The following is a 26,858-nucleotide window of genomic DNA, read 5'->3' as shown; positions in this document are numbered from 1 at the left end:
GCGTTATGTCCGCGTCGTTCATCGACGGCAATCCCGAGTCCAAGGCCACCTTTTCCGCGCGGACGCAGGCACCCCCGCAGCCGCCGTCGCTGAGCGGCAACCTGACCGCGCCGGTCGGCCTCGGTGGCACGGTAGAAGGGGTTCTGTTCGGCGTGCTGCACAAGGCCGTCAGCGGATTGATCTCGGCGTACATCGCGAACACCAGCGAGGACATGACCACGATCTCGGCGAAGGTCAAGGCCAGTGCCGCGCAGTACAAGGCCACGGACCTGATCAACAGTATCGAGCTGGGCACCTCCACGGTGAAGCTGGCGGAGAAGGGCATTGGGCTGGCGAAGACGTTGTCCGGCAGCGGTTCCAGCGGCAGCTCGGGCAGCGGTTCGAGCGGCAGCGGCGGTTCGAGCGGCCACAGTTCCGGCGGCGCCACCACCGGGAGCGCGGGTTCGACGGGGACCGGCCCGACCACGGCCGGGGCTCAGTCCGTGGCCGATGCCCTGCAGTCGATCGTCCACAAAGGAGTGACGGCGTGATTCCCTACAATGTGCTGCCGATCGAGGCGCATGTGTGGATGATCCAACAGGAGCAGGCCAGGATTCCGGTGCTGCTCAGCGCGGCCCAGATGTTCACGGAGGCACACGCCTGGACCCAGGAGGCGGCCACGCAGCTGCAGACCAACGCGGGCAACCTGAGCCCGGACTGGCGGGACATGGCCGCGGATTCGTTCCAGGCCAAGACGGGCCGGTCCATCGCGGACCTGAAGATGTGGGGCGACCGCATCGCCGGGTCGCAGGTGTCGTCGCAGCTCACCACGCTGGCCAGTACGTTGCCCGAGGCGCTGTCCACCGTGCTGGGGCTGTACGGGGAATACCAGGCGGCGATATCGAACATCTTCACCGCGGGAGCCGCGATCCCGATCTGGCAGGCGTCCGCGACGCGAATGACCGCGCTGGGGGCGCAGTACGACAGCACCATGCTGGCCGTATGCGCGGCGGCCGGAGTGACGAACCCGGGCGATCTGATCCCGAACTTCAACATCTCCTCGGCCGACGCGGTGAAAACCGCCAACGCCGCGGTGGATTTCCTGACCGAGGTGCAGAGCCTGGCGCAGTCCGTGGGTGGCGGCAGCGGGAGCCTGGGGAGTCCGTCGAGCCTGAAAGACCTGAACCTGCCGTCGTCGGTCGGCTTCAACCCGCAGGACTGGGCTTCGTGGCAGGGCCCGTCGCTGGCGGGGTTGGGGGCGAGTTCGCTGACGGCCGGCGCCTCGGGCGGTATGCCGAGCCTGTCCCCGGCGGGCTCGGCTCCGGTGGCAAGCCTGCCGCCGGGTGCGGTGGGCCTGGTGGGCAGCGGTCTCGGCGGTATCCCGGGCCTGGGCGGAGCTTCTGGGAAGCGGACTACCTCATCGGAAGCGGAGATCCGACCGGGCGCGGCTTCGTCCAAGACCTCGGGAGGCGGCGCGGTGCCGCCGATGATGCCGCAGAACCTGGGGGCCGGTGGCGCGGGCACCCTGCGTCCGGGTGTGGCGGAGGACTCGAACGGCCGGTCCGAAGGCAGCCACCGGCATGCGACGGCTATCGACGGCGTCACGGCGGAACTCCGAGGCCGGGCCGGGAGTAGCGACGGCTTCGTCCTGCCCCGCGGACGGCGAGGCGAATCGGACACGGGCACGGTGGAACTCATCGAAGCCACGTGACCGCCGCCTCGGCGGGACCGCCTTTCCCGGTGTGAAACACGCCCACACCGGGAAAGCCGTGCCGCCGGGCTGACTGACTCCCTACCCTGGGAGGGTGATCGGCAAGCGGCTGTGGCCCTACCTGACCGGCGCGGCCGTGGTGTTGGCCGCCGTCGTGGTGTTTCTGCTGGTCCGGCCCGGGCAACCGGATCTGGTGCCGGTCACGCCGGTCACCACCGGTGCGCCGACCATCGCCGGGCGGCTCACCATGGACCAGGCAGGTGCAACGGCGACGGCGCGGGTCACCATCAGCGCGGACCGGCCGGTCACCCTGCGCGCGCTCACCATCAAGGTCCGCGACGAGGCCGGGGCCTACCACGACTTCCCCGCCCAGGCGAACGTCGGTCTCACCACGGCGCCGCAGGAGCTCGTCTTCAACCGCGACCGGCTTGATCCCGGGGTCTACACCTACTACCTGGCCTACCGGCTCGACGCGGACTGGGTCAGCCTCCCGCCCTGGCAGAGCATCACGATCGGCTGACCCGATGCCAGTCAGCAGCGGTTGCGCTGCGTCAAGCCCAAGAGCTGGCAGACCCCACCGGTCGCGGTGCGCTCAGCGGCAACCGCAGCTCGAAGATGGCCCCGCCCTCGTCCGCGTTGTAGACCGACAGCGTGCCGCCGTGCGCCTGAGCCACCCACCGCACGATCGACAACCCCAGGCCCGACGAGCCGCCCGTGCTGCTGAACCGGTCGAAGGTCTCGGCCGCAGCCTCGGCGTCGATGCCCGGTCCGTGGTCGGCCACCGTCACCGTTCCGCCGGCCACCGTGATGTGCACGATCGCCTGTGCGCCCGGCTGCCGCCCGTACTTCACGGCATTGTCCAGCAGGTTCCCGATCGCTCGCTGGACCAGCGCCGGGTCGGCGTCGACTGCGGTCGGGGCCGTCGTCAGGGTGATGTGTGCGTCCCTGGTCTGCGCCTCCTCGACCACCGCGGCCACCAGCTGGTCCAGGAAAACCGGCTGGATCGACAGCTGCTCCACCCCGGCCGCGAGCCGCGCGCGCACCAGCAGGTCGTCGATGATCCCGCCCATCCGCGCGGCCAGGCGGACCGTGCGGGGGAGCAGCTCCGCGGACAGACCCGGGTTGTTCTGCGCCGCCTCGGCCAGCGCGCGCAACGCGGCGACCGGTGTCCGCAAATCGTGTGCCGTCTCGGCGAGCAGCACCTCCTGCTGCTCCAGCGCCGCCGCAGCCGGGCGGATCGACCGGCCGGACAACACATGGCTGGCGAACCCCAGCACGGTGATCAGCAGGATGCTGCCGCCGATCACCCACAGCACCAGTTCGGTGTGCTGCTGCCGCTGTGGCCCGGTGTCGGCGACCGCGACCACCGCCCCGAGGTACTTCCCGCCGCGGTTCAGCAGTGGCTCCGCAAGCACCCGGACGAGTGAGCCGTCGGTGCCCCGCTGGTAGCCGGGGCCCGTCCTGCCGGTCTGTACCGCGCTCGCCGCCAGCCCGTTGAGCACCCCGGTGTCCATCGGCACGCAGACCCGCCGGGACAGATGCGCCTGGAACGCTGACGTGACGCCGGGCATGATTGCGAACTGTGGGCAGCTCTGATCCAGCACGTCGGTGTTGACCAGGCTGAAGTCGATTGTCTCGTCGAAGCCGACCAGCCTGCTCACCGACGACGTGACCCGGTTCAGGTCGGCGTCTATCCGCGCCACGCCCTGCTCACTGTCCTCGTAGATGACGAACCACGCGAGCGGCACGAGCGCCAGCGCGCTCATCGTCGTGAACAGTGCGGTCAGCCCCCGGCGCAGCCTGCGCAACCGGTCGGCCGACGAGCGGCTCGTGCTTGTCATCGAATCCTCATGTGTGCCGACGGAAAGTAGGCGCATGCAGTTTCACGTACTCGGCCCGCTCGAGGTGCGCACGCCGCACGGAACCCTCCTCGAGCCGAGGGCCACGAAGCCCGCCGCGCTGTTGGCCGTGTTGCTCCTGCACGCTAACGCCTGGGTGAGCATAGATCAGCTGATCGAGGGAATCTGGCATGAACAGGTCGTCCCCGCCTCCGCTGTGCGCAACCTGCGCAGTTACGTTTGCCGGCTCCGCCGCGAGCTCGGCGACCGGCTGGAGGGCCGCCCCGGCGGCTACCGGATCCGGGTGCTGCCCGGCGAGCTGGACACCGACCGGCTCGAGACGCTCGCCTCGTCCGCCAGGACGGCGATGACCGACGGCGCCCACGCGATCGCCGCCGAACGACTCTTCGCCGCGCTGGCGCTGTGGCGCGGCAGGCCGTTCGACGGGTTCGCCTTCGCGGCCACGACGGCGTCCACTTTGGATGAGACCCGGTGCGAGCTGACCTGCCTGCTGGCCGAGGCGTACCTCGCACTGGGCCGGGTCGCCGAGGCGACGGCGCTGCTGCGCGACCTCACCGAGCACAACCCGCTGTCCGAAGGCGCCTGGGCGCGGCTTGTGCGGGCCCTGCACCAGGCAGGCAAGCCGGCCGAGGCGCTGGCCACCTACGACCAGGCCAAGGCCGTGCTCCTTCGTGAGCTGGACGTCGAGCCGGGTCCGGAACTCGTTGCGGCGCACCGGAAAGTCCTCGGCAACCGGACACTCGGCCTGGTGCCCGGCAGCGTTACCGGGATTGACGCGCTGCTGGCCTCGGCCACCAGCGAGATCCTGGTCATGAGCGCGGGCGCGAACTCGTGGCCGCTGGAGGCGATTCGCCGCATCGGCCGCGGAAACCTCCGCAACGGCGTGCGTTACCGGGTGCTCTGCCCGGATGCCGTCCGCCTGTCCGGCCCGCTGAACAGCCTGTCGCTGGCTGGTGCGGACGTACGGACCGACGCCGAGGTCCCGATGGAGGCGCTGGTGATCGACGGGACCGCCGTCGTCCTGCCCGCGGACGGCTCGGCGGGCGCGACGATCTTCCGCTCGCCAGGCGTCGTGACCGCGACGGCAGGCCTGTTCGAGCGGGTCTGGCAGGCGGCCGTGCCGCTCATCCCGGCGGACCTTTCCCGGGCCGACGACGAGGTGCTCACCCACCGCGAGCGTGACCTGCTTGCCCTGCTCTGCTCCGGGAGCACGGACGAGTCGGCCGCGGTCAAGCTCGGCATCTCGGTCCGCACGGTCCGGCGGATGGTCGCGGACATCATGAACCGCCTCGGCGCGCGGAGCCGGTTCCAGGCCGGGGTCAAGGCGGTCGACCGGGGCTGGCTGCTGGAGAAGGCGAGCTGATGGACATCTCCGTATCCGGCCGGATGCTGCTGGTCGCCGACCGCCCTGGCGCCTACCCGACGATCGGACACGCGCTCGCCGACGCGGGCGACGGCACGGTCGTCACCATCGCCGACGGCACCTACCGGGAGGTCTTGGAGCTGACCGGGTCACGGGTGACACTGGCCGCCGCGAACGGCGCGAAGGTCGTCATTGATGGCAGTGGCGCAGACCAACCCGTCCTTCACGTCGACAAGGGATCCCTTACGCTGCACGGAATCGAGGTCCGCGCGGGCGATGCCGCCGCGATCGCCGTCGACGAGGCCGCGCTCATCGCGCGAGGCTGCACCGTCACCGGCGGCCGTGGGCCCGCGATCGGCATCCGTGGTTCGGCGGCGTTCGAGGTGACGGGCTGCACCATCACCGCGGCCGAGCAGGGCGTGGCCGTCGAGGGCGCGGGCGGGCTGCTGGAGGACACCGTCATCGAGGACGTGACCGGCGACGGCATCGTGGTCGGGATGGGCGCGGACCCGGTCATCCGGAACTGCACCGTGACCGGCTGCAGGCTGCGTGGGATCTACGTCTACCAATACGGACGCCCGGTCATCGAGGGCTGCGAGATCTCGCGCACCGGGCTCGAAGGCATCGCGGTCGCCCACCACAGCGCGCCGGTGTTGCGGCACTGTTCCGTGCACGACACCAGCGGCGTCGGCATCGCGTTCGCCTCCGGCTGCGAGGGCACCGTCGAGGCGTGCCAGGTGGACAACACCGCCGAACCGGGCGTCGCGCTGGCCGAGGGAGCCACGCCGACCGTGCTTGCCGACGCCGGCCCGGCCGGCGCGACCGGACGCGGTGGCCACGAGTTGGACGAGCTGCTCGCGGAGCTGGACGCCATGATCGGCCTGCCCGGCGTGAAGGCCGGTGTGCGGGCGCTCATCGACGAGCTGCAGGTGAACGAGTGGCGCCGCAATGCCGGGCTGCCGGTTGGGGCCGCGAGTCACCACCTGATCTTCACCGGCGCCCCCGGCACCGGAAAGACCACCGTGGCGCGGATCTACGGCAGGCTGCTACGTGCCCTGGGAGTGCTGCCGCGCGGCCAGTTTCGCGAGGTGTCGCGGCGGGACCTGGTCGGCCAGTACATCGGCCACACCGTGGAGAAGACGGCGAAGCTGTTCGAGGAGGCGCTCGGCGGGGTGCTGTTCATCGACGAGGCGTACACCCTGTTCCGGGATGGCAGCTCGGACGGCGACTTCGGCCAGGAGGCCATCGACACGCTGGTCAAGCTGATGGAGGACCATCGCGACGAGATCGCCGTGATCGTGGCCGGATACACCGGGGAGATGGGCAAGTTCCTGTCCGCGAACCCCGGGCTCGCGTCCCGGTTCGGCAAGACGATCAAGTTCGAGAACTACAGCCCGCCCGAGCTGGTGGGCATCATCGGCCGGATGGTCGCGGCGGAGTCCTACGAGCTGGAGCACAAGGCCAATGACGAGCTGATGGCCTACTTCGGGCGCATCGCAGCCGAAACGAACTTCGGCAACGCCCGGGACGCGCGCCGCCTGTTCGAGGGCATGCGGCAGGCCCAGTCCCAGCGGCTGCGCAAACTCGGCCGGATCCCGGCCGTCGACGAGCTCCGCGCCCTGCACCTCGCCGACGTCCGAGCCGCGATATGCGGCTAACTGTGTCGCGCCCTCTCGCAGGTGTGTCGTGCGTTCGTACCGACATGTCAGCCAGGCGGGATGAGCCGGTAACCGACCCCGCGCACGGTGTCGACGACGGGCGGCGGGCCGAGCTTGCGGCGCAGCTGCCCCACGACGACTTCGAGTACGTTCGCGGTGGGTGGCACCACCTCGTCCCAGCCCGCCGCGATCAGGTCCCCGCGCGGCACCACCTTGCCCGCGGCGGCCATGAGCCGTTCGAGCACGGTGAACTCCTTGGCGGTCAGGGTGAGCAGCGTGCCGCCACGCCGAACCTGGTGGCTGCCGGTGTCCAGCTCGATGTCGTGCCAGCGCAGCACCGGTGGGGCCGCCGTCTCGCTGCGACGGCACAGGCTGCGCACGCGCATGATCAGCTCACCCATCGCGAACGGTTTGGCGAGGTAGTCATCACCCCATTCCAGCCCATCGACGCGGTCGGCCAGCCCGTCGCGCGCGGTCAGGAACAGCACCGGAACCAGCCAGCCGGACCGGCGCAGGCCCTCGACGTAGCGGAGCGCGTCGCCGGAGGGCAGCATCCGGTCGAACACCGCGCAGTCGTAGGAGTTGACGAACCGGGCCTCGTCGGCCTCCGGCAGGTCGGCGGCGACGTCGACAGCGAAACCCGCGCCGCGCAACGACACTTCCAGGGCAAGTCTCAAATTTTCGTCGTCCTCGGTGATCAGTACTCGCACCGCGCTACGGTATCGCCTGACCGGGCGCGTTAAGGCCGGACGGCTTGGGGAGGAACCGATGTCAGGAGCGAATCCGCGCCCGCGGGTGCTGGTGGTCGAGGACGACGAGAATATCCGCCTCGCGGTGAGCGTGGAGCTGTCGGCCAACGGCCTCGACGTGACTCCCGCGAGGAGCCTCGCCGAAGCCGGTCAGGCGCTGGGCTCGGGACAGTTCGACTGCGTCGTGTTCGACCGGATGCTGCCCGACGGGGACGCCGTGAACTTCGTGCAGCAGCAGCGAAACACCGGCTGGCCGGTGCCCGTGCTGTTCCTCACCGCGCGTGATTCGGTCGCCGACCGGATCGCCGGTTTCGAGCACGGCGGCGACGACTACTTGGTGAAGCCGTTCGGCATGGCCGAGCTGACCGCGCGCGTGTTCGTACTGTGCCGCAGCTCCGGCAAGGGCAGGCCGGTGGTGCTGCGGCACAATGACCTTGAAGTGGACTGTGCGCGCAGGCAGGTGCGCCGGGCCGGTGTGCTGCTCACCTTGAGCGACAAGGAGTTCGCCGTGCTCGAGCTGCTGCTGGCACGGCCGGGACTGGTGGTGCCGAGGGCGGAACTCCGCGAGCACTGCTGGGATTCCAGCACCGATCCACTGTCCAATGTGGTCGATGTAGTGATCCGACGGCTCCGGAACAAGCTCGGCGAGCCGGAACTGATCCACGCCGTACGCGGGGTCGGTTACCGGCTGGCGACGTAGGCGGACGAGGTGACCACCGGATCCAGCCGGCCAGCTCGGGCCGCGCCGCGGCGTTGATTCACCGCCCGATCCGGGCTCGGCCCGTCGGTCCGCGACGGGGGCTCGCCGAGGAAAGCGGGTTGACCCGTTGGGTCGGCGCCTTGCCGGCGGCATCCCCGTGGACTCGACCAACTCCTCCGAGCCGCCCTCGTCGGGCTCGCCGTTCACCAAACCGACACCGAGGTCGTTGCGGCGCAAGAGCTTCCTCCGGCCATCACACGGATTAGGCGCGGCATAGCTACGCAGCCAAAACTGGGTGAGACCAGCCCAATGCCTTACTCAGTCACACCGTGTGCAGAGGCGTCTGCGGTCGGTCATGTGTGCCCCCGGCAGGATTCGAACCTTCGGCACGTATTCGGCACCGGTCAGCGAAGTTATAACGGGGTTTCTGGACCGTCGGCGTCGGCAAGGGCTTTCCGGTGGAGGGCTGCGGCTCGTGCTTGAAGATGCCGGCGGAACACTCCACGGTTGCGGCCTCGAGTCTTGGCAGCGTGGCAGTTCGGACAAAGTGCGATCATCTGGCTTGGATGGTCTGGACCGCCGAGAGCCAAGTCGTGAACATGGTCGACTTCGAGGATGGCTGAACCGTCAGCGGTCGTGTCTGGCGGCATCCCGGTGCATCCGTCGTTCTCACACTGGCCTGCGGCACGGATGAGGACAGCACCTCTCGCTCTGCGGTCGCGCCGATAATTGTTCCGGGCCCCCTTGCTAGGCGCCGGTTGGGTTGGGTTCTTGCCGGGCTCCGGTCCAAGCGCGTCGACGTACTCCCGATAACTGCGTGAGCGCTTGCGCGTGTCGGCCGTTTCGGTCTCGTCCGGGAGTGGAGGTGGTGGTTCGTCTGATATCGGCCCGTCGTTAATGCGTTGGAGGACGCTACGTGGCCAGGTGCCGGGATCGGGGCCAGGTACGGACATGAAGAGGAACGTGTACTCAAGCCGCTGTTTTTGATCGTCGTCGGGAGCCCATTCCTGTGCTCGGTCGAGTACTGCTACCCATGTCACAAAGGTGAACTTTCCGCCCGCTGGCCGGTACCAGAAGCGCACGGCTCGCCGGTGCTGTCGTGCCTCGTCGAGCATCTTGTTGCCGCGGATGAGAGTTTGATTGCCTTTGCGGCCCTCGCCACGATATTCAAACGGCTGGACCGGATCCGGTGGCTCATCGGCATAGGGGCCGTTCTCGTCAGAGAAGGCATTTACTATGTCGTTGCCGGGGAAGCGCATGATGCCGGGTACTTTGCTGCCGCCGAACCTCTCGGCGATCTCAGTACGGTTCGCGTACTCGTCGCCACGTTTGGGTGGATCGATCCGAGCACGGGTAACCACGGCAACTCGACTGGTCAACTCCCTGAGCACCATAGGCCGCCCTTCACCCGATCAGGTAATGGATGAAGATATACGATCACGCAGTGTGATTTGGCTGCGTGCCTACGCCAGGCCGGGCGGCTATGCCAGCCAGGTGCTCCGGTTGTGGGGAGCGGAGAGGGAGGCCGTCCGGGCCACTTGGAGTCCTTGTTCTACGTGCTCTGGGGCGGGAGAGCTGGTCTCTCCTCGTACACAGTCCTGCCGTGCGGCTTCGCCCGAACCGCCCGTTGAAGGCGTTCCCAGACATATGGTCGGAGTAGTGGGCGGGCGTCGTCGATCGACACGAAGGTGAATGCCCGCAGCTCGTCGTCCCGGATCTGCAAGGCGCCGGCAGCCTCTCCGTCGAGCGTGCCGCCGTCGAAGACGAACATCAGCAGGTCGTCCCATGGTCCGTGGGGCGGCTGCCATTCGAGCAGGAGCAGACGGCCAACGTTCAGTTCCAGGCCGAGTTCCTCGCGTAGCCCGCGTTCAGCGGCTGCTCGTGACGGTTCGTTGGCTTCGGCCATGCCGCCTGGCATGTCCCAGCCTGGCTTGTAGGTGGGGTCGACGAGCAGCACACGCCCGGCTTGGTCGGTGATGAGCACGTCGGCTGCGACTCGTTTGCGGGCTTGTCGGGCGTTGCCTGCGGCCAGGTAAGCGAACCGTTGGGGATCGTCCGCGTCAGTCACACCGGCCATGATTCCTCTCGGGGTACCACCTGGGGGCTGTGTGTGGCGGCGTAGCTTGCCTGGAACGATCGGACCGCCGCCAGTGAATTGTAGGGCTCAAGCGCACGGGCAAGATCGTCAAGGCGCGTCTTGACGCGCGTTGAGGCCAGGGAAGGGGCAACGGCGGCCACCTCGTGCCCGAGTGTGGCTGCCTCGTCTACCTGGCCGGCCGCGAGGAGCACTTCGGCCAGCGTGAGCTGCCCGAAGGCTCGGCTTCGTACTCGGTCGCCGTCACGTACCGCGAGCACTTGGCGGGCGTGCTGTTCCGCCGCTGTCAAATCACCCAGTTCGCTGAGACACAGCGCGGCTTCGACCGCCAGGGACCCTTCGTCGAAATGGCTCACCCATTCCGCCGGCTCATCGCGGCGCACGTAGCCGAGAATGTGCTCGGCGTTGCCCAACGCGGTGAGGCAGTCCTGCATTTCGGCCTTGCTTGCGAAGCCGCGTGCCCGCATGGCGTGCAGCCGCGCGGAGAACTGGTGCCGGGCGGGGCTCTGGCTGGCGTGCCCGAGGCCAACCTCGGCGATGCGAATGGCGTCTGTGGCCTCGCCGAGCTGACTGGCCAGGTGGCTCATGCTGGCGCAGATGTTGGCTGTGAGTCCGGGGTGGTCTGTGGTGAGGGCTAGATTCAGTCGTTGTCACAATTCGCTGGCCGTCCGCTGGGCAATAGCGTTCTCGGTGCTAAGTTAGTCAGGGTCAAGCGGTCTTGGATTTAGTTCTGGCGGCTCATATGGCGTTCCATCAAGTGTGGCATCCTCAAATCTGATGTCGCCAGAAAAGCTCGCGTTCTCGAAAGTTGTATTTCCGCTGAAAGTCGCTTGATTGAACCAGGCGTCTCTGGAGAATTTTGCCCCCTTGAAGTAAGCGTCTTGAATGAAGGCTACCCCAGGAAGCCAGGCGTCTTCAATAAAACTCGCATCGCTGAAGTTTGCGTTGCGTGAGAAATTTGCTTTACTGAAAACAGTACTTCCCGTAAAAATCGACCGGTCAAACCGAGCTTCGCTTAGGAATGTCGACTCCCTAAATGTCACATTGCCAGCGAAACTCGTGTTTTCAAACCTGGCCTCCCCAGTAAAGTTCGCTCTGTCGAACCGCACGCTTCCCGTGAAGTTGGAGTCCGTGAACCACGCATTTTCAAAGGTGGCGCCGTCAAACCTTGCTTCCTCTGTAAAGCTAACTCCCAAAAATAGGGCCTCTCCGGTGAAGTCCGTCCTGGAAAAATTCGATCTTCTAATTTGGCAACCCCGCAGGGAAAAATCGATCAATGTTGCATTGTTAAGGTCGAGATCTATTTCCTGCCAGAAGCGCTCAGGGGCACCGTCGGGGTTCAGATGTTCCGTAATTATCCGCTGCGCAGTTATGCGAACTTCCCGCTCTTGGAGTCCAAGCTGTTGCTCGCGGCGTGTATCTGAACCCGTCTCCATTTCTGGAAATGCGCCCGGAAGTCCGTAGGGCATTCGCAAGTAGGCGCTGATCACATTTAATATTGTCTGACGTTGCGGCTCGTTGTCTTGAGCCAGTCGCTCTAGTGCGTAAAGTCCGGCTAGTCGGACTGGAGCCTTGTCTGAACCGAGTTGTTCGACCGCCTTAAGGTATAGTTCTGTGATCCTGCGCTCAGCGGCGTCATATTTTATATCGTCGTTTGCTTTTTCGCGCAAGGCGAGTTCGAACCTTTTGGCTGCTAAGTCACGCTCGGCGGTCTGTTGGCGCCGCGCGGTCAAGAGAAGCGCAACGGCTCCGCCTGCGCCCAACACAATTGTCCCTACAGTGCGAACGCCTTCAAGCCGCGCCTGGTCGGATGGGGTGCCGTGTCCGTAAAGTTGAAATAGCAGCCAACATGTCAGCCCAGCGAAGATGATTAATCCTGCGGTACACATTGCGATCGTCCGATTTGAAAGAATTCTGTAGGTCGGACTCGAAGTATCTGGCTCGGGAAGCTCTTCCGGCCGTGAGGGTGGACTAGCTGCCATCCTGCTAGACTGCACGGCCTCAAAGGGGTTTCACTGACATTTTGGCAAGACCACACGACAAGAGTAGGGGGCCGAACACGTAAGGTGATTTTCTGTCGCCAAAATGGGCTGTGCTGGGCCATTGGTGGTCAGCGAGGAAGTCTGTCAGATTGCATGGAGTGTTTTTCCCGGATCCGCACCGGGCAAACACGGTTTCGAAGGATTACCCACAACTGATCGGGGTCCTCGGCTGGCGGTTATCAGTCCCGCTTCCCTTAATTCGGCAATTGCTCGATGTGCCGTTCCAAGAGCGACGTTGTAGCGGTTTGCAATTTCGACAACTGGGGGAAGCTTGTCGCCGACCCGTAAAGCTCCGCACAGAATCGCTCCCCGAAGGTCGGCGGCAATCTTCTGGTACGGGGTCTCCGGTTCCCTGTTCGGCGCGGTCCGGGCGTTACCCTGTACGTCGATGGTGACTGGAGCCTGAGGCATCCGGCCAGTGAGCCTCTTGGCTGCCTTCTGGTCAGCTTCGGAAACTCAAGCTGAGTAGCCGCGGAGTAGCGCCGTAGTTGGTGAAGGTGCATGTCCCAGTCGAGGTTCTTGCACATGCGGCGGTATCGCTGTGAGACCGTGCTCGGCTTTAGCCACGTCGTGTGGTCGACGGAGGGCGAGAACACGCGGCCAGTCTTCGTCACCTTGGTGCTGACCAGTTCTGCTTGAGCGTCGCAGTGCTGTCGGTAGGCGCGTAGCAGTCCCACGGTTTCGGCATCGAGTACGTGGGTGGCTCTGCCTGGTCGAGTGGGTTGACGGTGATCCACTTCCAGCGCAGCGGGTCCTGGAAGGCGCCGTTTAGGCACCAGTGCACCTTGCGGATGGTTTGACGCGGCGAGCGGCTTGCACTTGTGCGCGCGGCACTTCTCGGTGCACTCGTGCTCATCTGTCTTGCGGTGCTCGGACGAACTTCCGGCCGCCGCAGTGGGTACGGCAGGTGCGGAGAGTCCGGTAGAACGAGTCGAGGGTCTCGGCGTCCAGCCTCGCAATCGGCATCTTGCCGATCAGCGGACGGACGTGGGTCCGGATGATTCCCCTCGTAGCGCTGCTTTGTCGTCGTGTCGACGTCCAGCAGTTCTAGGTAGCGGTCCATAAGCTGGTTCACGGTCGCGCTGGTTCGAGGGTTGCGGCGCTCGTGGACCTCATTGATGAACCGAACCAGGACCTTCTCGGCTTCGGCCTCGGCGTTGGGGCCTGCCGAGATTGTCTCTCGGAGGTAGTGACGTCGGCCGCTCAGCGGGTCGACACCTGCGTACAGCTTGACCCGGAGCGCGCCCGCCGCTCGGGAGCGCCTCGATCTCGCCTCGCTGGCGCTTGGAACGCGCTGATCTGGTGGCCGCCATGGTGCGAGAGTGCGTGACTCGCACCACGTACGGCACCACGCGGAGTGGCTATCAGCTGCCGAAATGGCCTCTGGCCTGCGTGCCCCCGGCAGGATTCGAACATGCGACACCCGCTTTGGGAGAAGGCAACTGAAACAGACCTTTACCGCGTCTCGACCTGCGCAGATATGTCCTGCCATTGGTCTAGCAGCTCAGCTTCGGCACGTATTCGGCACCGGTCAGCTATCCCCTGAAAATAGGCGCTGACCTGCCGCCAGACCACGCGAGCCTGGTCTTGTCACCGTGACGACCGGCCGCGGCACGTTCGTCGCAAGGAAATAATCCCCGACCTTGAGCCGGGGCTTGGCGAAGTAGGGCGGTGCTGCGCTGCCAGGCGTTCTCGGTCTGGCCCGGCGGATATTTTGGGTCGCCGGTCCTATTCGAGAGGGCCCTTCGGCTCTTCTGTTCAGCACAGGCCGGGTACGACATTGGGACGCGGGTAGTTATGACGTACCAGAGATAGGTGATGATTATGAAATGCTTCAGATTTACTTTGCTGGCGTTGATACCCCTGTTGTTTGGCCTTGTAGCGCCCACCTCCGGTAGTGCAGCCCCGACTCGGGATGTACCCGCGGCTGCCACCAGGGTAGTGGTCGCATCCCATGCTATGGCAGCTGTTCCCCTGCAAGGGATGGAAGTCTGTCCTACGACCGCCGCGGGGCCTCCCCTCACTGCGTGTCAGCTTTCGATCCCTTATGTAGTTCCTCAATTTCAGACACTGTATGTCACCCCCAATTCTATGCCTGTCACTCCGAACACGTGGACCGTATGTCTTGATCCACAGGGCAATGCATGCACGACCTTCGATGACACCCTACTTGGAAGAACTTTTGCTGTAGGGTCCGCTGGCATCGGCGGGATAACTGTCACTACTCTTTATGTGTCGTCCACGACTGCGGACTCGATTGGGTTAATTTTCACGGTAACGGTCGGACCATGAGTGGCCAACCTTGATCATTCGTGGGGGTCATGTGCCGTTTCAACGTCGCTGCGACTCCGCTTGCCACTCGCCCCTACGACCTTCGGCACGCGGCCGTGTCCACCTGGCTCAACGGGGGCGTGCCGCCGACGAAGGTTGCCGAGTGGGCAGGTCGCTCCGTGGACGTGCTCTTGCAGGTCCACGCGAAGTGCCTCGATGGGCAGGACCAGATCGCCCAACGGCACGTGCAGACGACCTTGGGCCGCGGCCCGAAGCGGGAGTAGCTCTCGGCACGTATTCGGCACAGACAGTCGCACCACGCTGCTTCAAGCTGAGCACCAGATGATCGGCCCCTGACCATATCTGCACTGGTCAGGGGCCGATTTTACAAGGTCGAACTGCGTGCCCCCGGCAGGATTCGAACCTGCGACACCCGCTTTAGGAGAGCGGTGCTCTATCCCCTGAGCTACGAGGGCTGGCGCCTGCAGTCTAGCGGTCTGCCGGCCGGTCGGGGTCGCGGCATGGTGATCGGCTCCGCCTGGCCGTCGGCGCAGATTGTGACGTCGAGGTCAGTGTGGGTCAACTGGCGTTGAGCCAGTGCGTGACGCACGCGTATCGACTCTTCCGCTACTAGTCGGTAACCTTCCGTCACGCTGGGATGCGGAAAATCCCGCTCCCCGAGCGGCGGGAGGGCTCCATTGATCAAGCTCATGTTCGCAGACGATGAGGAACTGGTCCGGGCGAGTCTGCGCGGGATGATGTCCGGGGCGCCCGACATCGAGGTCGTCGGCGAGGCCGGCGACGGCAGATCGGCTGTCGAGGCGGCCAGGCGGCTCGCCCCGGACGTTGTGCTCCTCGACATCAAGATGCGGACACCGGACGACGGCATCCGGGCGTTGCGGGCGATCCTCGCGCAGCCTGGTGCACCGGCCGTGGCGATGCTCACAACCTTTGACGTGGACGAGTACGTGAGCCTCGCGCTGCGGCTCGGTGCGAACGGCTTCCTGCTCAAGGACATTGAGCCGGCGGCCTTGCTGCGGGCGGTGCGTGACCTCGCCCGCGGCGGGGCGGTGCTCGATCCCGGGGTGGCCGTGCGGATGGTTCGCGCGCATCGTGAAGGGCAGCGGGCCGCGCAACCCGCGCGCAAGCTCCTTGCCTCCTTGTCGGATCGCGAGCGGGAGGTCGTGGGTCTGATCGGCCAGGGCCTGTCCAACGCGGAGATAGGTGCGAAGTTGCATCTGTCGGAGGCCACGGTCAAGGGATACGTGTCGGCGGTCCTTTCGAAGATCGGCGCGGCGAACCGCGTCCAGGCCGCCCTGCTCGCGTACCGGGGAGGGTTGCTCGACCAGCTCTGAACAGCTCCGATGCGGCCGGCTCTTAGCCGAGTCTCAGAAGTGTCGGTAACACTGTCTACATGCGCATTCTCGTTGTCGACGACGATCGGGCGGTTCGCGAATCGCTCCGGCGTTCGCTGGAGTTCAACGGCTACCAGGTCGACCTGGCCGGTGATGGTGCGCGTGCGCTGGAGATGGTGGTGGCCGACCGGCCGGACGCGATGATCCTCGATGTCATGATGCCCAGACTGGACGGTCTCGAGGTTGCCCGGCGCCTGCGTAGCACCGGTGACGACCTGCCCATACTGGTGCTCACCGCACGGGACACCGTGTCCGATCGCGTGTCCGGCCTCGACGCGGGGGCCGACGACTACCTGCCCAAGCCGTTCGCCCTCGAGGAATTGCTCGCCCGGCTGCGTGCGCTGCTGCGGCGAGCCGCTCCCGACGCGCAGACCGGCCTCGACGCCGAGAAGCTCACCTTCGCCGATCTGACCCTGAATCCGGGCACCCGTGAAGTTCGCCGGGGCGAGCGGGACATCAGCCTCACCCGCACCGAGTTCGCGCTGCTGGAACTGTTCATCTCCTACCCCAAGCACGTCCTGCCCCGGGGGCGGATTCTCGAAGAGGTCTGGGGCTACGACTTCCCGACCTCGGGCAACGCGCTGGAGGTCTACGTCGGCTACCTGCGGCGCAAGACCGAGGCGGACGGTGAGCCTCGTCTCATCCACACGGTGCGCGGGGTCGGCTACGTGTTACGGGAAACCCCACCGTGAGCCACGTCCTGACTGGCGAACCGACGGCCGCTGCGCACGAGAACCCGAGCGGCGGACGGCGAAACGGCACGAAGCGACAGATCTCCCTGCGTACCCGGGTGTCGATGCTCGCCGCCGCCTGTGTCGCGGTCGTGATGGCGCTCGTGTCGATCGGCGCGTACCTGACTGTCGACCTCAACCTGTACAAGCAGGTCGACGACAACCTCTTGCAACGGGCGACCGGCGTGCTCAACGACCCGTTGGTGCTCAACAGCGGGGGCATGCGTGTGCCGACGTATGTCACGCAACTGTTCGACATGCGTTTCGATCTCGTCCGCGAGGATGGCGACTCGGTGCTCCAGCCCTCGGCGCTGACCGCGAACCGGCCCCCGATCGGGCTGGACGAGCGTGCGGTGGCCTCGGGCGCGTCGAAACTGTCGCTGCGCACCGTCGCGGGCTACCGGGTGCTGGCCGTTCCCTACCAGTACGCCCCCGGGGTCGCCTTCGTGCTGGCGCAGCCGCTGGACGCGACCCAGCAGACGTTGTCGCAGCTCGCGCTGGTGCTGGGGTTGATCGGCGGCGGCGGGATCCTGATCGCCGCGCTGGCCGGGACAGCGGTGGCCAGAACGGGGCTGCGTCCGGTGGAGCGGCTCACACATGCGACCGAGCGCGTGGCCAGGACTGGCGATCTACGGCCGATCCCGGTCAGTGGTGACGACGAGTTGGCGCGGCTGACCCACAGCTTCAACACCATGCTCGGCACGGTCGCCGAAGCCCAGGAGCGGCAACGGCAGCTCGTCGCCGACGCCGGCCACGAGTTGCGCACACCGCTGACGTCGTTACGCACCAACCTGGAACTGCTGCTGGCGGCCAGCCGGTCGGACGCGCCGAACCTGTCCGAGAACGACCGCGCGGAGATCGAGGCGGACATCAAGGCGCAGCTCGACGAGCTGACCCAGCTCATCGGTGACCTGGTGGACCTGGCGCAGCAGGACGCGCAGGACGCGGCGGTGTTCGAGCAGGTCGAACTGGTGGACGTCGTCGAGCATGCGCTCGATCGGGCGCGCCGGCGGGCCACGGAGATCGAGTTCTCCGTTTCGCTCCAGCCGTGGGTGCTCAACGCCGACCCCAGCGCGCTGGAGCGTGCCGTGCTCAACCTGCTCGACAACGCGGTCAAGTTCTCGCCGCCCGGATCGACGGTGCGGGTGCAGATGTATCCGCTGGGAGACGGGACCGCGGTCATCGAGGTGGCCGACTCGGGCCCCGGTATCGCCGACGCCGACCTGCCCAAGGTGTTCGACCGCTTCTACCGTTCGTCGGAGGCCCGAACCCTGCCGGGTTCCGGCCTGGGACTGGCGATCGTCAAGCAGGCCGTCGAGCGAAGCGGCGGCACCGTGCATGCCGGCCGCGCCCCCGAGGGCGGCGCGTTGATGACCATCCGCCTGCCCGGCTCCCCAGGATGAAACACGAGCAATGAACGTTTGCTACGGATAGTCCGTAGCAAACGTTCATTGCTCCAACACGGTCGCGCGCGATGATGTTTGATCGTGTAGGGTTTTGTGTAGTTGACGGCGGTGATGGGAGCTGCGGTGCTGGCACGGCAGCGGCAAGCGGCGATTCTGGACGAAGCTCGTCGAACCGGGGCTGTCCGGGTCAGCGAGCTGGTGGCCCGGTTCGGCGTGTCGGACATGACCATTCGTCGAGATCTCGATGTGCTCGCCGGCCGCGGGTTGGTCGAGAAGGTTTACGGCGGCGCAACGGCCGTTCTGGGTAAGAGCACCGACGAACCTGGCTTCGAGGCGAAGTTCGCCCGACAGCGCGCGCAGAAGGAAGCTATCGCCGAGTTGGCCGCGACGCTGGTCCGGCCGGGTACCGCGATCGGGATTTCGGCGGGCACGACGACGTGGACGCTGGCGCGCGCACTTGGTTCGGTGCCCGGACTGACCGTCGTCACGAATTCCATCCGCGTCGCGAACGTGCTCGACGAGACTTCGCAACCCACTTGCACCGTTGTGCTCACCGGTGGGGTGCGCACGCCGTCGGATGCGCTGGTAGGCCCGGTCGCCGTCCACAGCCTGCGGCGGCTACATCTCGACCTGGTCTTTCTCGGCGTGCACGGGATGGCCGATGGCGCGGGTTTCACTACGCCGAACCTGACGGAGAGCGAGACCAACCGCGCGCTCGTCGAGGCGGGAAGCAGGTTGGTCGTGCTGGCCGATCACACGAAGTGGGGGATTGCCGGGATATCCACCATCGCCGATCTCGCCGAGGCGAACGTCGTCGTCACCGACGACGGTCTGCCGGAACTCGCTCGAAAGATCCTGGCCGAACAGGTGGATGAGCTGTTGATCGCGCAGGTGGACGGCGCGGACTGAGCGGGCGGCGCCGGTCCCGCCGCGGAATCGGAACACGGAGGAAGCGTGAAGCGCACGGTTCGGCACCTCGCCGACGGCAGGGAGATCATCTACTTCGACGAGCGGGCGGACACCGCTCCGCGAGTCGCGGTGGACGCCCGCGACCTGCCTCCGGTGGCGGCGGCCTCGGAGATCCGCCTCGACCCGCTGACCGGCGAGTGGGTCGCGATGGCCGCACACCGGCAGACCCGCACCTACAAGCCCCCCGCCGACCTGTGCCCGCTGTGTCCCAGCCGGCCGGGCAGACCCACCGAGATTCCGGAGTCCGACTACGACGTGGTCGTGTTCGAGAACCGGTTCCCCTCCTTCTCGCAGTCCGTTTCCGGTGCTCCTTCCACAGTGGACGACCTGGGGCTGGTTCCGACGGCACCCGGGCGCGGACGGTGCGAGGTCGTCTGCTTCACCAGCGACCACGGTGGCTCGTTCGCCAGGTTGCCTCCGGAGCGGGTACGCACGGTCATGGACGCCTGGGCCGACCGGACCGCGGAACTGTCTACTGTGGATGGAATCGAACAGGTCTTCCCGTTCGAGAACCGTGGCGAGGAAATCGGTGTCACCTTGCATCACCCGCACGGTCAGATTTATGGCTACCCGTTTGTCACCCCGCGGACCCGGCGCATGCTGGAGACCGCCCGTGCCTATCGGGAGCGGCACGGGCGGCCGGTCCTCGGTGATGTGCTGGCCGCCGAGCGCAAGGTCGGCACGCGGGTGGTCGCCGAGGGCGAGCATTGGACCGCTTTCGTGCCGCCGGCTGCCCGGTGGCCGGTGCAGGTGCTGCTGGTACCGCACCGGCAGGTGCCCGACATCCCGGCCCTCGACGCGGCGGAACGGGACGACTTCGCCGACGTCTATTTGCGGGTGTTGAGCCGATGCGATCGGCTTTTCGATCGGCCGCTGCCGTATATCGCCTCCTGGAATCAGGCTCCCGTCCATTCCGGCCGGGACCTCGCCTGGCTGCATCTGGAGCTGTTCTCGATCCTGCGTACAAAAGACAAGCTGAAGTACCTGGCCGGGTCGGAATCGGGTATGGGTGTGTGGATCAACGACGTCACTCCGGAGCAAATCGCCGAGCGTCTGCGGGCGGTAGGCTGAAAACCTCGGCATACTTCATGCTGGAACCTCAGCCTGGCCTCAGCATGCTCTCAGGACCAACCAGCAAGGTGATCACATGACCGAGAACGACCCCGGCACACCGCAGCCAGGCGGTGTCCCTCAAGAGGCTGAGTCGGAGAATGCCGCTCAAGAGGCCGCGCCGGATAAAGCCGCTCAAGAGGCCGTGCCGGAGAAGTCGGCGCAGGAGGACGCTGCGACGCCCCCTCGGGGTACGCCACTCGGTGCCCAGCAGCCGCCGAGCCCATGGTCGGCGCAGGCGCAACAAACCCCCGGAAACCCGTGGGCACAGTCCTCATCGGCGGGACAGTCTTCGTCACCCGGGCAACCTTCAGGCCAGCCGCTCCAGGGGCAGTCCTTTTCCCAGGGACAGTCGGCTCCGCAAGGCCAGCAGCCTTCCCCGGGCCAGCCGTCTCCGCCAGGCGCCACGACGGGGTCGCACCCCTATGCGGGGCCTTACGACACGACGTCCTACGGCACGGCGGTGTATCCGGCCACCGGAGTCCCGCAGCAGCGCAAGCGCGGGGTGGGAAAGCTGGTCGCGGGTGTCGCTGCGCTCGCGTTGCTGGTCGGTGGCGGCGCCGGGTGGGGCGCGGGCTATCTCGCGACCCAGAATTCGGGCGGCGGCAGCTACAACGCCCTCAACCAGCCGCTGCCCACCCAGACGGGCCGTCCAGCTCCCGCGGGTACTGTCGAGGCAGTGGCGCAGAACGTCTCGCCCAGCGTGGTGGAACTGCGGACCTCCGGCAACCAGCAGCAGAGTGAGGGTTCCGGGTTCGTGGTGTCCACCGACGGCTACATCGTCACCAATAACCACGTGGTCGACATGGCCGCCAACGGCGGCTCGATCCAGGCGTCGTTCCCGGACGGGACGAAGGCACCCGCGACCATCATCGGCCGTGACCCCACGACGGACATCGCGGTGGTCAAGGTGACCGGCGTGAACAACCTCAAGCCCGTCGAACTGGGTAACTCCGACGACCTCAGGGTCGGCCAGGCCGTGGTGGCCTTCGGTTCGCCCTTCGAGCTCACCGGCACGGTCACGGCCGGCATCGTCAGCGCGCTGCACCGTCCCGTGCGGGCGGGGGGCGGCTCGGGGGACCTGACGACGGTGATGAGCGCGATCCAGACCGACGCCGCGATCAACCCGGGTAACTCCGGTGGTCCGTTGACCAACCTGGCCGGCCAGGTCATCGGCATCAACTCGGCGATCTACAGTCCGCCGTCCTCGGGCGGTCTGGGACAGAGCGAGGCGACCAACGCGGGCATCGGCTTCTCGATCCCGATCAACCAGGCGCAGCGGACCGCGCAGGAGATCATCCGGACGGGCAAGGCGACGCAGACCTACATCGGGGCGAGCGTGGCCGACACGCAGTCCAGCGGCGCGTTGATCCAGAAGGTCGACCCCGGCAGCCCCGCCGACCAGGCCGGGCTGAAGGCCGGCGACGTGGTGGTCAAGGTCGACGACCAGGCCATCGACAACGCCGACGGACTCGTCGCGGCGATCAGGACACGGGCACCCAACGACAAGGTGACCTTCACCCTGAACAACAACCGAACACTTCAGGTCACGCTCGGCGGACAGCCCGTCCAGGTGAGGTGATCCCAGGCGCTCGGCCGCATGTCCGGCCGAGACCAACCACCGCGGCTCCCGGCAACATCCGGACATGTTGCCGGGAGCCGCGTGTTGTGGCCGGAAGGGAAAGTGGTTGGTGCGTTCGCCAGGAAGCGCCGAAGGCGTCGGCGTGCCGGCGCGCCCATCGCCGAGAGCCATCCCGAACCGGCCGGCGAGCCAGCTCAAGGATCTTCGCAGCGAACCACCGAACCGCATGGTGCGGAGTAACCATGCCGGACAGAGCCGAGGTGCGTTCCTCGGTTGAAGCCGGCTGATCGCGGTTAGCGGGTCTTGCCTCGTCATGGCTCCCACAATGCGACAGGACCACGACATTCCGCTCGGGCCTCTTCGAAAAGCGGCCTAGTTATCCACAGGCGCCCAGTTATCCACAGCGACTTCAAGTTCCTCTTGCGCAAACACCACCGGATGAGTTCGGGCCTCGAGTATTGACATGTCGACATGTCATCTGGCCGGCGCTCCGAATTCCTTACCGACATCTGACGAATCGAGGTGCCGGCTTTCTCTGCGCCGGACGCGGAGATACGGTCCGGCGGGATGGGAGTTCGGCGGATCTGGTCACCGTTCATGGTGTGGTTGCTGCGTGCGGCTCGGCTCGTGCCGAGGGTGGCCGGCCGTGCGGGCGGTGACCGTGCCGGCGATGAATCATCAAGTGCTCTGGGGGAGTTCCGTGACCGGCACTGAGCCTGAGACTGAGACCGGCCGCGTACTCGTCGTCGATGACGACGAAACGGTTCGTGACGTGGTGCGGCGTTATCTCGAGGCCGGCGGGTTCAGGGTGGAGGTCGCCGGGAACGGCACGGAGTGCCTGCAACTGTTCGAGCAGTCGCGGCCGGACCTCGTCGTGTTGGACGTGATGATGCCCGGTATCAACGGACTCGAGGTGTGCCGGCGGATGCGGCAGTCGAGTCAGATTCCCGTGGTGCTGCTCACCGCGCTCGGCGAGGAGGAGGACCGGATCGCCGGCCTGCGACTCGGCGCCGACGACTACGTCACCAAGCCGTTCAGCCCACGAGAACTCGCCCTGCGGGTCGCCTCGGTGCTGCGCCGTGCCCGGATGCCCCGCCCGGAACCCTCGGCCGGCGAACTGGCCGACGGCGGCCTGCGCCTGCACCTCGGCGCCCGTAAGGCCACTTTGGATGGTGTGGAGCTTCCCCTCACCACCAGGGAATTCGACCTGCTGGCCTTCTTCCTCGACCATCCCGGCACCGCCTTCTCGCGCGCCGATCTGCTGGAAAAGGTGTGGGGCTGGAAGTTCGGCGACCAATCCACGGTGACCGTTCACGTGCGGCGGCTGCGGGAGAAGATCGAAGCCGACCCCGCGAAACCGGTCCGGGTGGCGACGGTATGGGGCGTGGGATACCGCTACGACCCGGTGCGGTCATGATCGAGCCCAGCGAGTCCTTCGGGGACATGCTCACGCATGTCTGGCACATCCTGCCCCTCGCACTGGTGTTCGCGTTGCCCGTCGCGCTCCTGGGCGGAGCGGTGCTGTACCGGCTGCGCGGCCGGTCCCTGGTCACCTCGCTCACCGTGCTGATGCTGATCCCGGTGCTGGCCACGTTCGCCGGCGTGCTCGGGATCAGCGGGTTCATGTTCACCCCGGCGCTCACCACGATGCTGCTCGTATGCCTGCTGGTCGGGGTGGTCACCGTGCCATCGGCCATCATCCTGGGCCGCGCCATCGCGCGGCGCAGCGTGTGGGAACGCGAGGCACGGGAACGGGAACGCGCGGCGGAGGCGGCCCGCCGCGACCTGGTGGCCTGGATCAGCCACGACCTGCGCAGCCCGCTCGCGGGCATCCGGGCCATGGCCGAAGCCCTGGCGGACGGGATCGTGTCGGAGCCCGGCGAGGTCGCCGGCTACGCCCAGCGCATCAGCGGCGAGACGACCCGGCTGTCCGGTATGGTCGGCGATCTGTTCGAGCTCTCCCGGATCACCGCCGGGGCCCTGCGGCTCACCTTGTCGGCGGTGCCCCTGCAAGAGGTCATCAGTGAAACGCTGGCCGTGCAGACACCGGTCGCCCGGCAGAAGAAGGTCAAGCTACGGGCAGACGCCGACATCTGGCCGGTGGTCGCCGGCAGCGATCCAGAACTGGCCCGGATAGTCTCCAATCTGGTGTCCAACGCGATCAGGCACACGCCGCCCGACGGTACGGTCGCAGTGCACGTCGGGATCGACGGCGACAACGCCCTGCTCGCGGTGGAAGACGGTTGCGGCGGCATCCCCCTGGAGGAGATCGGCCGGGTGTTCGAGGTCGCCTTCCGGGGAACTCAGGCGCGCACGCCGGATCGGACCAGCACGACCGGCGGCGGCCTCGGCCTGGCGATCGCCAAGGGCCTGGTCGAGGCGCACCGGGGCCGCATCCAGGTGCACAACCACGGGCCTGGCTGCCGGTTCGAGGTCCGCCTCCCACTCGCCGCGCGCTGATTCGGCCTCGACGAAGCGGTCTACAACACGACCGAGGCCCGCAGCGGCGCAGCCCTGCCAGCCGGCCGTCGGGTTCTGACAAGACCCCGGCACCGATGCCCGGCGGGCCCCGGCACCAGGTTCCCGGCACGAGTTCGGTCGATGGCTCGGGTGCCGCCACGCTCATGGGGAAGACGTTCTACGGTATGCGTCATGGAACGCAGTGCACAGCGGCTTGGCCGCGCTCTCGTGGTGATCGTGGACGACCGCGCGGCGCATGGTGAGCACGACGACACCTCCGGCCCCCTGGTCACGGAACTGCTGGAGGAAGCCGGGTTCATCGTGGACGGTGTGGTGGTCGTCCACGCCGACACGGTCGCGATCCGCAATGCGCTCAACACCGCCGTCATCGGCGGGGTCGACCTGGTGATCACCGTGGGCGGGACGGGGGTGTCCCCGCGCGACGTCACGCCCGACGCCACAGCCGGCGTGCTCGACCGCCCGATCCCCGGGATAGGAGAGGCACTGCGCTCGTCCGGCTTGGCCGCCGGAGCGGTGGACGCGGGCATTTCACGCGGTCTCGTCGGCATCTCGGGCAGCACGCTGGTGGTCAACCTGGCCGGCTCGCGGGCGGCGGTGCGCGACGGCATGGCGACGTTGTCGTCATTGGTTCCCCACGTCATCGATGAGTTGTCGGGCCTTGACGGATCCTGATCGCGAGCATCGCCGGGACCCCGACCGCAGGCGGCTGGACGAGGTCTTCGGCGATGTGCTGCCGGAGACCACCTCGGACGAGCGCGACGCCGGCGCGCCCGAGCGCGATCGTGACTCGTGGTACCAGGAGAATCGGCCGCCCCATCACGAATAGCGCTACGCGGTTCCGCTCTGTCAACGGAGGGTGACTGTCACCGGGTTCCGTAGAGACAACGCGGCCACCTGCACGGCGACTTCGGCCGGAACGGAGATCAGCACCAGCGGGCCGCTGCTTTCGGCGGGAAACAGGTTGCCCGCGGCCGGGGGCGACGAGCGCACGTCCACCACGGTCGCCATGCTGGCCAGCACCTTCCGACTCGGCTCACCGCCTTCGGTGGCCACCACGTCGACGCGCGTTCCCCGGTTGAGCAGTTCGGCGACACCCGGGTCGGCGAGTCGGATCGGTACGGTCGCGAAGCCCGGTCCTGCCGTGATGGCGGCACCCGAGGGCGCCGAGACCGGCGCGGGTGCGGGCGGAGCCGGCCCGGCCGCGGTCGGCCGGGCGGCGATGACAGCGGCCACGACCAATAGTCCCGCGGCCAGCACCCGCCGCGTCAGCGTGATGGTCCGGCCACGCAAACGCGGTCGCAGGCGGTTCCAGTAAGAGCGTGGGGCGATCTTCATCGCGGCGCACCCCCAGCATCGAAGGCCGAGACGACGGGTATCCGCCGTCGTAATCGACGCTAGGGGTGGCTGGCAGCGCGCTGGAAGCGGCTGCTCACGCTGCTGTGGACAACTGGGGGTGTGTGGACAACTCCGCCGTTACGAGGCGGCGGCGGACGTTTTCGTCGTGCTCGAGGAAGACGACGAAGAGCTCGAGTCCGACGAGCTGCTCTTGCTCTGCCCGTTGGTCGAGCCGGAGTCGGATTTGGCCGAGCCGGACTCGGACTTGGTGGAGCTGGACTTGCTGCCGTTCGAAGACGACTTCGAAGACTCCGACCGGGAATCCGTGCGGTAGAAGCCGCTGCCCTTGAAGATCACGCCGACGGCTCCGTACAGCTTGCGCAGGGGGCCGGTGCACTGGGGGCACTCGGTCAGGCTGGCATCCGAGAAGGACTGCACGGCCTCGAAGCGGTGACCGCATTCTTTGCAGGCGTACTGGTACGTGGGCACTGGTGCTCCTTCGCGCATTGGCACTCTCTCGGCAAGAGTGCTAACGCTGAACGATACTGGGATGTTCCTTCGCAGGTCAAACGGGGTTTCCGGGAATCACTTGGGATCACTCGCGCGCAGATTCCCGCGGCGCGTCCAGCGCTACCCGGTTTTGCCACGTCGTGAGCATACGGATTCCGGCCGGGGCCCAGCCCACGAGTGGCCGCGGCTACTCGCGGGTAGCCCTGGTGAACCGCGACGACGATCAATCCAGCCGCGAGATCGCCGGCGTCGGTGTGGCGCGAATAACATCCTTGTCTACACGGGCAGGCGGACGAGCCCGCGAGAAGGCGTGAGCGCGCCGGTCATGCGTATGTCATGGGGCTCGGCAGGCAGCCTCTCCACCAGTTCGTCGTCCCGGACGATCGCCACCAGCGCGGTGTCGGGGGCGACGTGGGCCAGCGTCCGGTCGTAGTAGCCGGCGCCCCGGCCCAGGCGCACGCCCAGGTGGTCGACGGCCAGCGCCGGCAGCAACACCAGGCCGGCCGAGCGCACGGCCGACACGCCCAGCCGCGGTCCCGAGGGTTCGAGGACGCCGCGCAACCTGCCCGGAACGAGCGCGGCGGTGCCGGTGTATTCGGCCCAGTCCAGCGCGTCCGGCCGGGGCGGGATCACGGGTAGCAGGACACGGGCGCCCGTGTTGCGCAACATGTCAACCAGCGCGACCGAACCCGGCTCGGTGCCGAACGGGACGTAACAGCAGACGGTTTCCGGCAGCGGAAGAGACGCCGCCACGCCGGCCAGTGCACGTGCTTCCGCAATGCGTTGCTGTGCCGGAACAGCCGAGCGTGCACCGGCAAGGTGGCTTCGCCACGTCACCTTGTCCCACTGGTCGTTGCAGCGATAAGCCATATGCGCAGGTTAGGCTCTACCG

At 67.0% G+C, this 26,858-nt stretch carries 27 protein-coding genes and 1 tRNA gene; 17 read left to right on the top strand and 11 right to left on the bottom strand.

The annotated features are described in order from the left end of the window. The first annotated feature begins 5 nt into the window (after positions 1-5). From A3CU_RS0121045 to A3CU_RS0121035, 3 genes are all read left to right on the top strand, one after another. Positions 6-530, top strand: coding sequence for a hypothetical protein (locus tag A3CU_RS0121045; RefSeq protein ID WP_027943979.1), 525 nt, complete (start codon positions 6-8; stop codon positions 528-530). Then, positions 527-1,690 (top strand): hypothetical protein, encoded by a 1,164-nt coding sequence (locus A3CU_RS0121040; protein WP_027943978.1) that lies wholly within the window; start codon positions 527-529, stop codon positions 1,688-1,690. Before A3CU_RS0121045 ends, A3CU_RS0121040 begins: the two co-directional genes overlap by 4 nt. Before the next feature lie 94 nt (positions 1,691-1,784). Further along, a complete protein-coding gene (locus A3CU_RS0121035) occupies positions 1,785-2,210 on the top strand; it encodes a hypothetical protein (protein WP_027943977.1) in 426 nt (141 codons plus the stop codon). Between the two features lie 31 nt (positions 2,211-2,241). Here A3CU_RS0121035 and A3CU_RS45840 read toward each other — a convergent pair whose 3' ends face one another. Further along, complete coding sequence (locus A3CU_RS45840; RefSeq protein WP_043841950.1) at positions 2,242-3,531, bottom strand: sensor histidine kinase; 1,290 nt, start codon at positions 3,529-3,531, stop codon at positions 2,242-2,244. Positions 3,532-3,565: 34 nt separating this feature from the next. Here A3CU_RS45840 and A3CU_RS51230 point away from each other — a divergent pair, with 34 nt between their 5' ends. Further along, complete coding sequence (locus A3CU_RS51230; RefSeq protein ID WP_084143496.1) at positions 3,566-4,912, top strand: BTAD domain-containing putative transcriptional regulator; 1,347 nt, start codon at positions 3,566-3,568, stop codon at positions 4,910-4,912. Continuing rightward, a complete protein-coding gene (locus A3CU_RS0121020; RefSeq protein ID WP_027943975.1) occupies positions 4,912-6,570 on the top strand; it encodes a right-handed parallel beta-helix repeat-containing protein in 1,659 nt (552 codons plus the stop codon). Before A3CU_RS51230 ends, A3CU_RS0121020 begins: the two co-directional genes overlap by 1 nt. 47 nt (positions 6,571-6,617) lie before the next feature. Here the strand turns inward: A3CU_RS0121020 and A3CU_RS0121015 are convergent, their stop codons facing one another. Then, entirely contained in the window at positions 6,618-7,280 is a 663-nt protein-coding gene (locus A3CU_RS0121015; RefSeq protein ID WP_027943974.1) for a winged helix-turn-helix domain-containing protein, read from the bottom strand. Positions 7,281-7,338: 58 nt separating this feature from the next. Here A3CU_RS0121015 and A3CU_RS0121010 point away from each other — a divergent pair, with 58 nt between their 5' ends. Continuing rightward, entirely contained in the window at positions 7,339-8,019 is a 681-nt protein-coding gene (locus A3CU_RS0121010) for a response regulator transcription factor (RefSeq protein ID WP_211246477.1), read from the top strand. A gap of 413 nt (positions 8,020-8,432) precedes the next feature. On the opposite strand, the gene A3CU_RS51225 is transcribed toward A3CU_RS0121010, so the two are convergent. The 5 genes from A3CU_RS51225 to A3CU_RS55700 all read right to left on the bottom strand — a co-directional run bounded on the left by A3CU_RS51225 (position 8,433) and on the right by A3CU_RS55700 (position 12,567). Further along, on the bottom strand, positions 8,433-9,413 hold the full coding sequence (locus A3CU_RS51225) for an HNH endonuclease signature motif containing protein (RefSeq protein ID WP_084143494.1): 981 nt from the start codon (positions 9,411-9,413) through the stop codon (positions 8,433-8,435). A 158-nt stretch (positions 9,414-9,571) separates the two neighbouring features. Continuing rightward, on the bottom strand, positions 9,572-10,096 hold the full coding sequence (locus A3CU_RS0121000) for an NUDIX domain-containing protein (RefSeq protein ID WP_052371929.1): 525 nt from the start codon (positions 10,094-10,096) through the stop codon (positions 9,572-9,574). After that, entirely contained in the window at positions 10,084-10,758 is a 675-nt protein-coding gene (locus A3CU_RS45835) for an NsdA family TPR-like regulatory protein (protein WP_483756958.1), read from the bottom strand. The genes A3CU_RS0121000 and A3CU_RS45835 overlap by 13 nt, the downstream gene beginning before the upstream one ends. Positions 10,759-10,812: 54 nt before the next feature. Beyond that, positions 10,813-12,096, bottom strand: a complete 1,284-nt coding sequence (locus A3CU_RS51220; protein ID WP_169739663.1) for a pentapeptide repeat-containing protein — start codon at positions 12,094-12,096, stop codon at positions 10,813-10,815. 144 nt (positions 12,097-12,240) lie between these two features. Further along, complete coding sequence (locus tag A3CU_RS55700) at positions 12,241-12,567, bottom strand: GntR family transcriptional regulator (protein ID WP_211246476.1); 327 nt, start codon at positions 12,565-12,567, stop codon at positions 12,241-12,243. 1,910 nt (positions 12,568-14,477) lie between these two features. Here A3CU_RS55700 and A3CU_RS45830 point away from each other — a divergent pair. Continuing rightward, positions 14,478-14,711: a hypothetical protein gene (locus tag A3CU_RS45830; RefSeq protein WP_211246475.1), complete on the top strand. Its 234-nt coding sequence runs from the start codon at positions 14,478-14,480 to the stop codon at positions 14,709-14,711. A gap of 119 nt (positions 14,712-14,830) precedes the next feature. On the opposite strand, the gene A3CU_RS0120980 is transcribed toward A3CU_RS45830, so the two are convergent. Next, positions 14,831-14,903: transfer RNA gene (locus A3CU_RS0120980), tRNA-Arg, on the bottom strand. Positions 14,904-15,125: 222 nt separating this feature from the next. Between A3CU_RS0120980 and A3CU_RS0120975 the strand changes: the two genes are divergently transcribed. From A3CU_RS0120975 to A3CU_RS45820, 10 genes are all read left to right on the top strand, one after another. Next, complete coding sequence (locus tag A3CU_RS0120975; protein WP_027943971.1) at positions 15,126-15,782, top strand: response regulator; 657 nt, start codon at positions 15,126-15,128, stop codon at positions 15,780-15,782. A gap of 59 nt (positions 15,783-15,841) precedes the next feature. Continuing rightward, positions 15,842-16,534: a response regulator transcription factor gene (locus A3CU_RS0120970; RefSeq protein ID WP_027943970.1), complete on the top strand. Its 693-nt coding sequence runs from the start codon at positions 15,842-15,844 to the stop codon at positions 16,532-16,534. Positions 16,535-16,638: 104 nt separating this feature from the next. Beyond that, complete coding sequence (locus tag A3CU_RS0120965) at positions 16,639-17,976, top strand: HAMP domain-containing sensor histidine kinase (RefSeq protein ID WP_084143516.1); 1,338 nt, start codon at positions 16,639-16,641, stop codon at positions 17,974-17,976. A gap of 126 nt (positions 17,977-18,102) precedes the next feature. Next, entirely contained in the window at positions 18,103-18,888 is a 786-nt protein-coding gene (locus tag A3CU_RS0120960; protein WP_027943968.1) for a DeoR/GlpR family DNA-binding transcription regulator, read from the top strand. Between the two features lie 45 nt (positions 18,889-18,933). Then, positions 18,934-20,019: a galactose-1-phosphate uridylyltransferase gene (gene galT / locus A3CU_RS0120955; RefSeq protein ID WP_027943967.1), complete on the top strand. Its 1,086-nt coding sequence runs from the start codon at positions 18,934-18,936 to the stop codon at positions 20,017-20,019. Between the two features lie 502 nt (positions 20,020-20,521). After that, positions 20,522-21,640: a S1C family serine protease gene (locus A3CU_RS45825; RefSeq protein WP_425388270.1), complete on the top strand. Its 1,119-nt coding sequence runs from the start codon at positions 20,522-20,524 to the stop codon at positions 21,638-21,640. 700 nt (positions 21,641-22,340) lie between these two features. After that, a complete protein-coding gene (locus tag A3CU_RS0120945; RefSeq protein ID WP_027943966.1) occupies positions 22,341-23,057 on the top strand; it encodes a response regulator transcription factor in 717 nt (238 codons plus the stop codon). After that, positions 23,054-24,100, top strand: a complete 1,047-nt coding sequence (locus tag A3CU_RS0120940; RefSeq protein ID WP_027943965.1) for a sensor histidine kinase — start codon at positions 23,054-23,056, stop codon at positions 24,098-24,100. The genes A3CU_RS0120945 and A3CU_RS0120940 overlap by 4 nt, the downstream gene beginning before the upstream one ends. 192 nt (positions 24,101-24,292) lie before the next feature. After that, on the top strand, positions 24,293-24,793 hold the full coding sequence (locus tag A3CU_RS0120935) for a MogA/MoaB family molybdenum cofactor biosynthesis protein (protein ID WP_043841944.1): 501 nt from the start codon (positions 24,293-24,295) through the stop codon (positions 24,791-24,793). Next, on the top strand, positions 24,780-24,947 hold the full coding sequence (locus A3CU_RS45820; protein ID WP_245617237.1) for a hypothetical protein: 168 nt from the start codon (positions 24,780-24,782) through the stop codon (positions 24,945-24,947). Before A3CU_RS0120935 ends, A3CU_RS45820 begins: the two co-directional genes overlap by 14 nt. A gap of 20 nt (positions 24,948-24,967) precedes the next feature. On the opposite strand, the gene A3CU_RS0120925 is transcribed toward A3CU_RS45820, so the two are convergent. The 3 genes from A3CU_RS0120925 to A3CU_RS0120915 form a co-directional block, all read right to left on the bottom strand. Then, on the bottom strand, positions 24,968-25,456 hold the full coding sequence (locus tag A3CU_RS0120925) for a hypothetical protein (protein WP_027943963.1): 489 nt from the start codon (positions 25,454-25,456) through the stop codon (positions 24,968-24,970). Between the two features lie 138 nt (positions 25,457-25,594). After that, positions 25,595-25,945 (bottom strand): FmdB family zinc ribbon protein, encoded by a 351-nt coding sequence (locus A3CU_RS51210; RefSeq protein WP_084143490.1) that lies wholly within the window; start codon positions 25,943-25,945, stop codon positions 25,595-25,597. Between the two features lie 297 nt (positions 25,946-26,242). Continuing rightward, positions 26,243-26,836, bottom strand: coding sequence for a 5-formyltetrahydrofolate cyclo-ligase (locus A3CU_RS0120915; protein WP_027943961.1), 594 nt, complete (start codon positions 26,834-26,836; stop codon positions 26,243-26,245). Between the last annotated feature and the right edge of the window lie 22 nt (positions 26,837-26,858).

The sequence above is a fragment of the Amycolatopsis taiwanensis DSM 45107 genome, assembly GCF_000519205.1.
In the GTDB taxonomy this organism is placed as follows: Bacteria; Actinomycetota; Actinomycetes; order Mycobacteriales; family Pseudonocardiaceae; genus Amycolatopsis_E; species Amycolatopsis_E taiwanensis.
The sequence above is the reverse complement of the archived record's forward strand: the minus strand, read 5'-3'. Positions and strand labels throughout refer to the sequence as shown.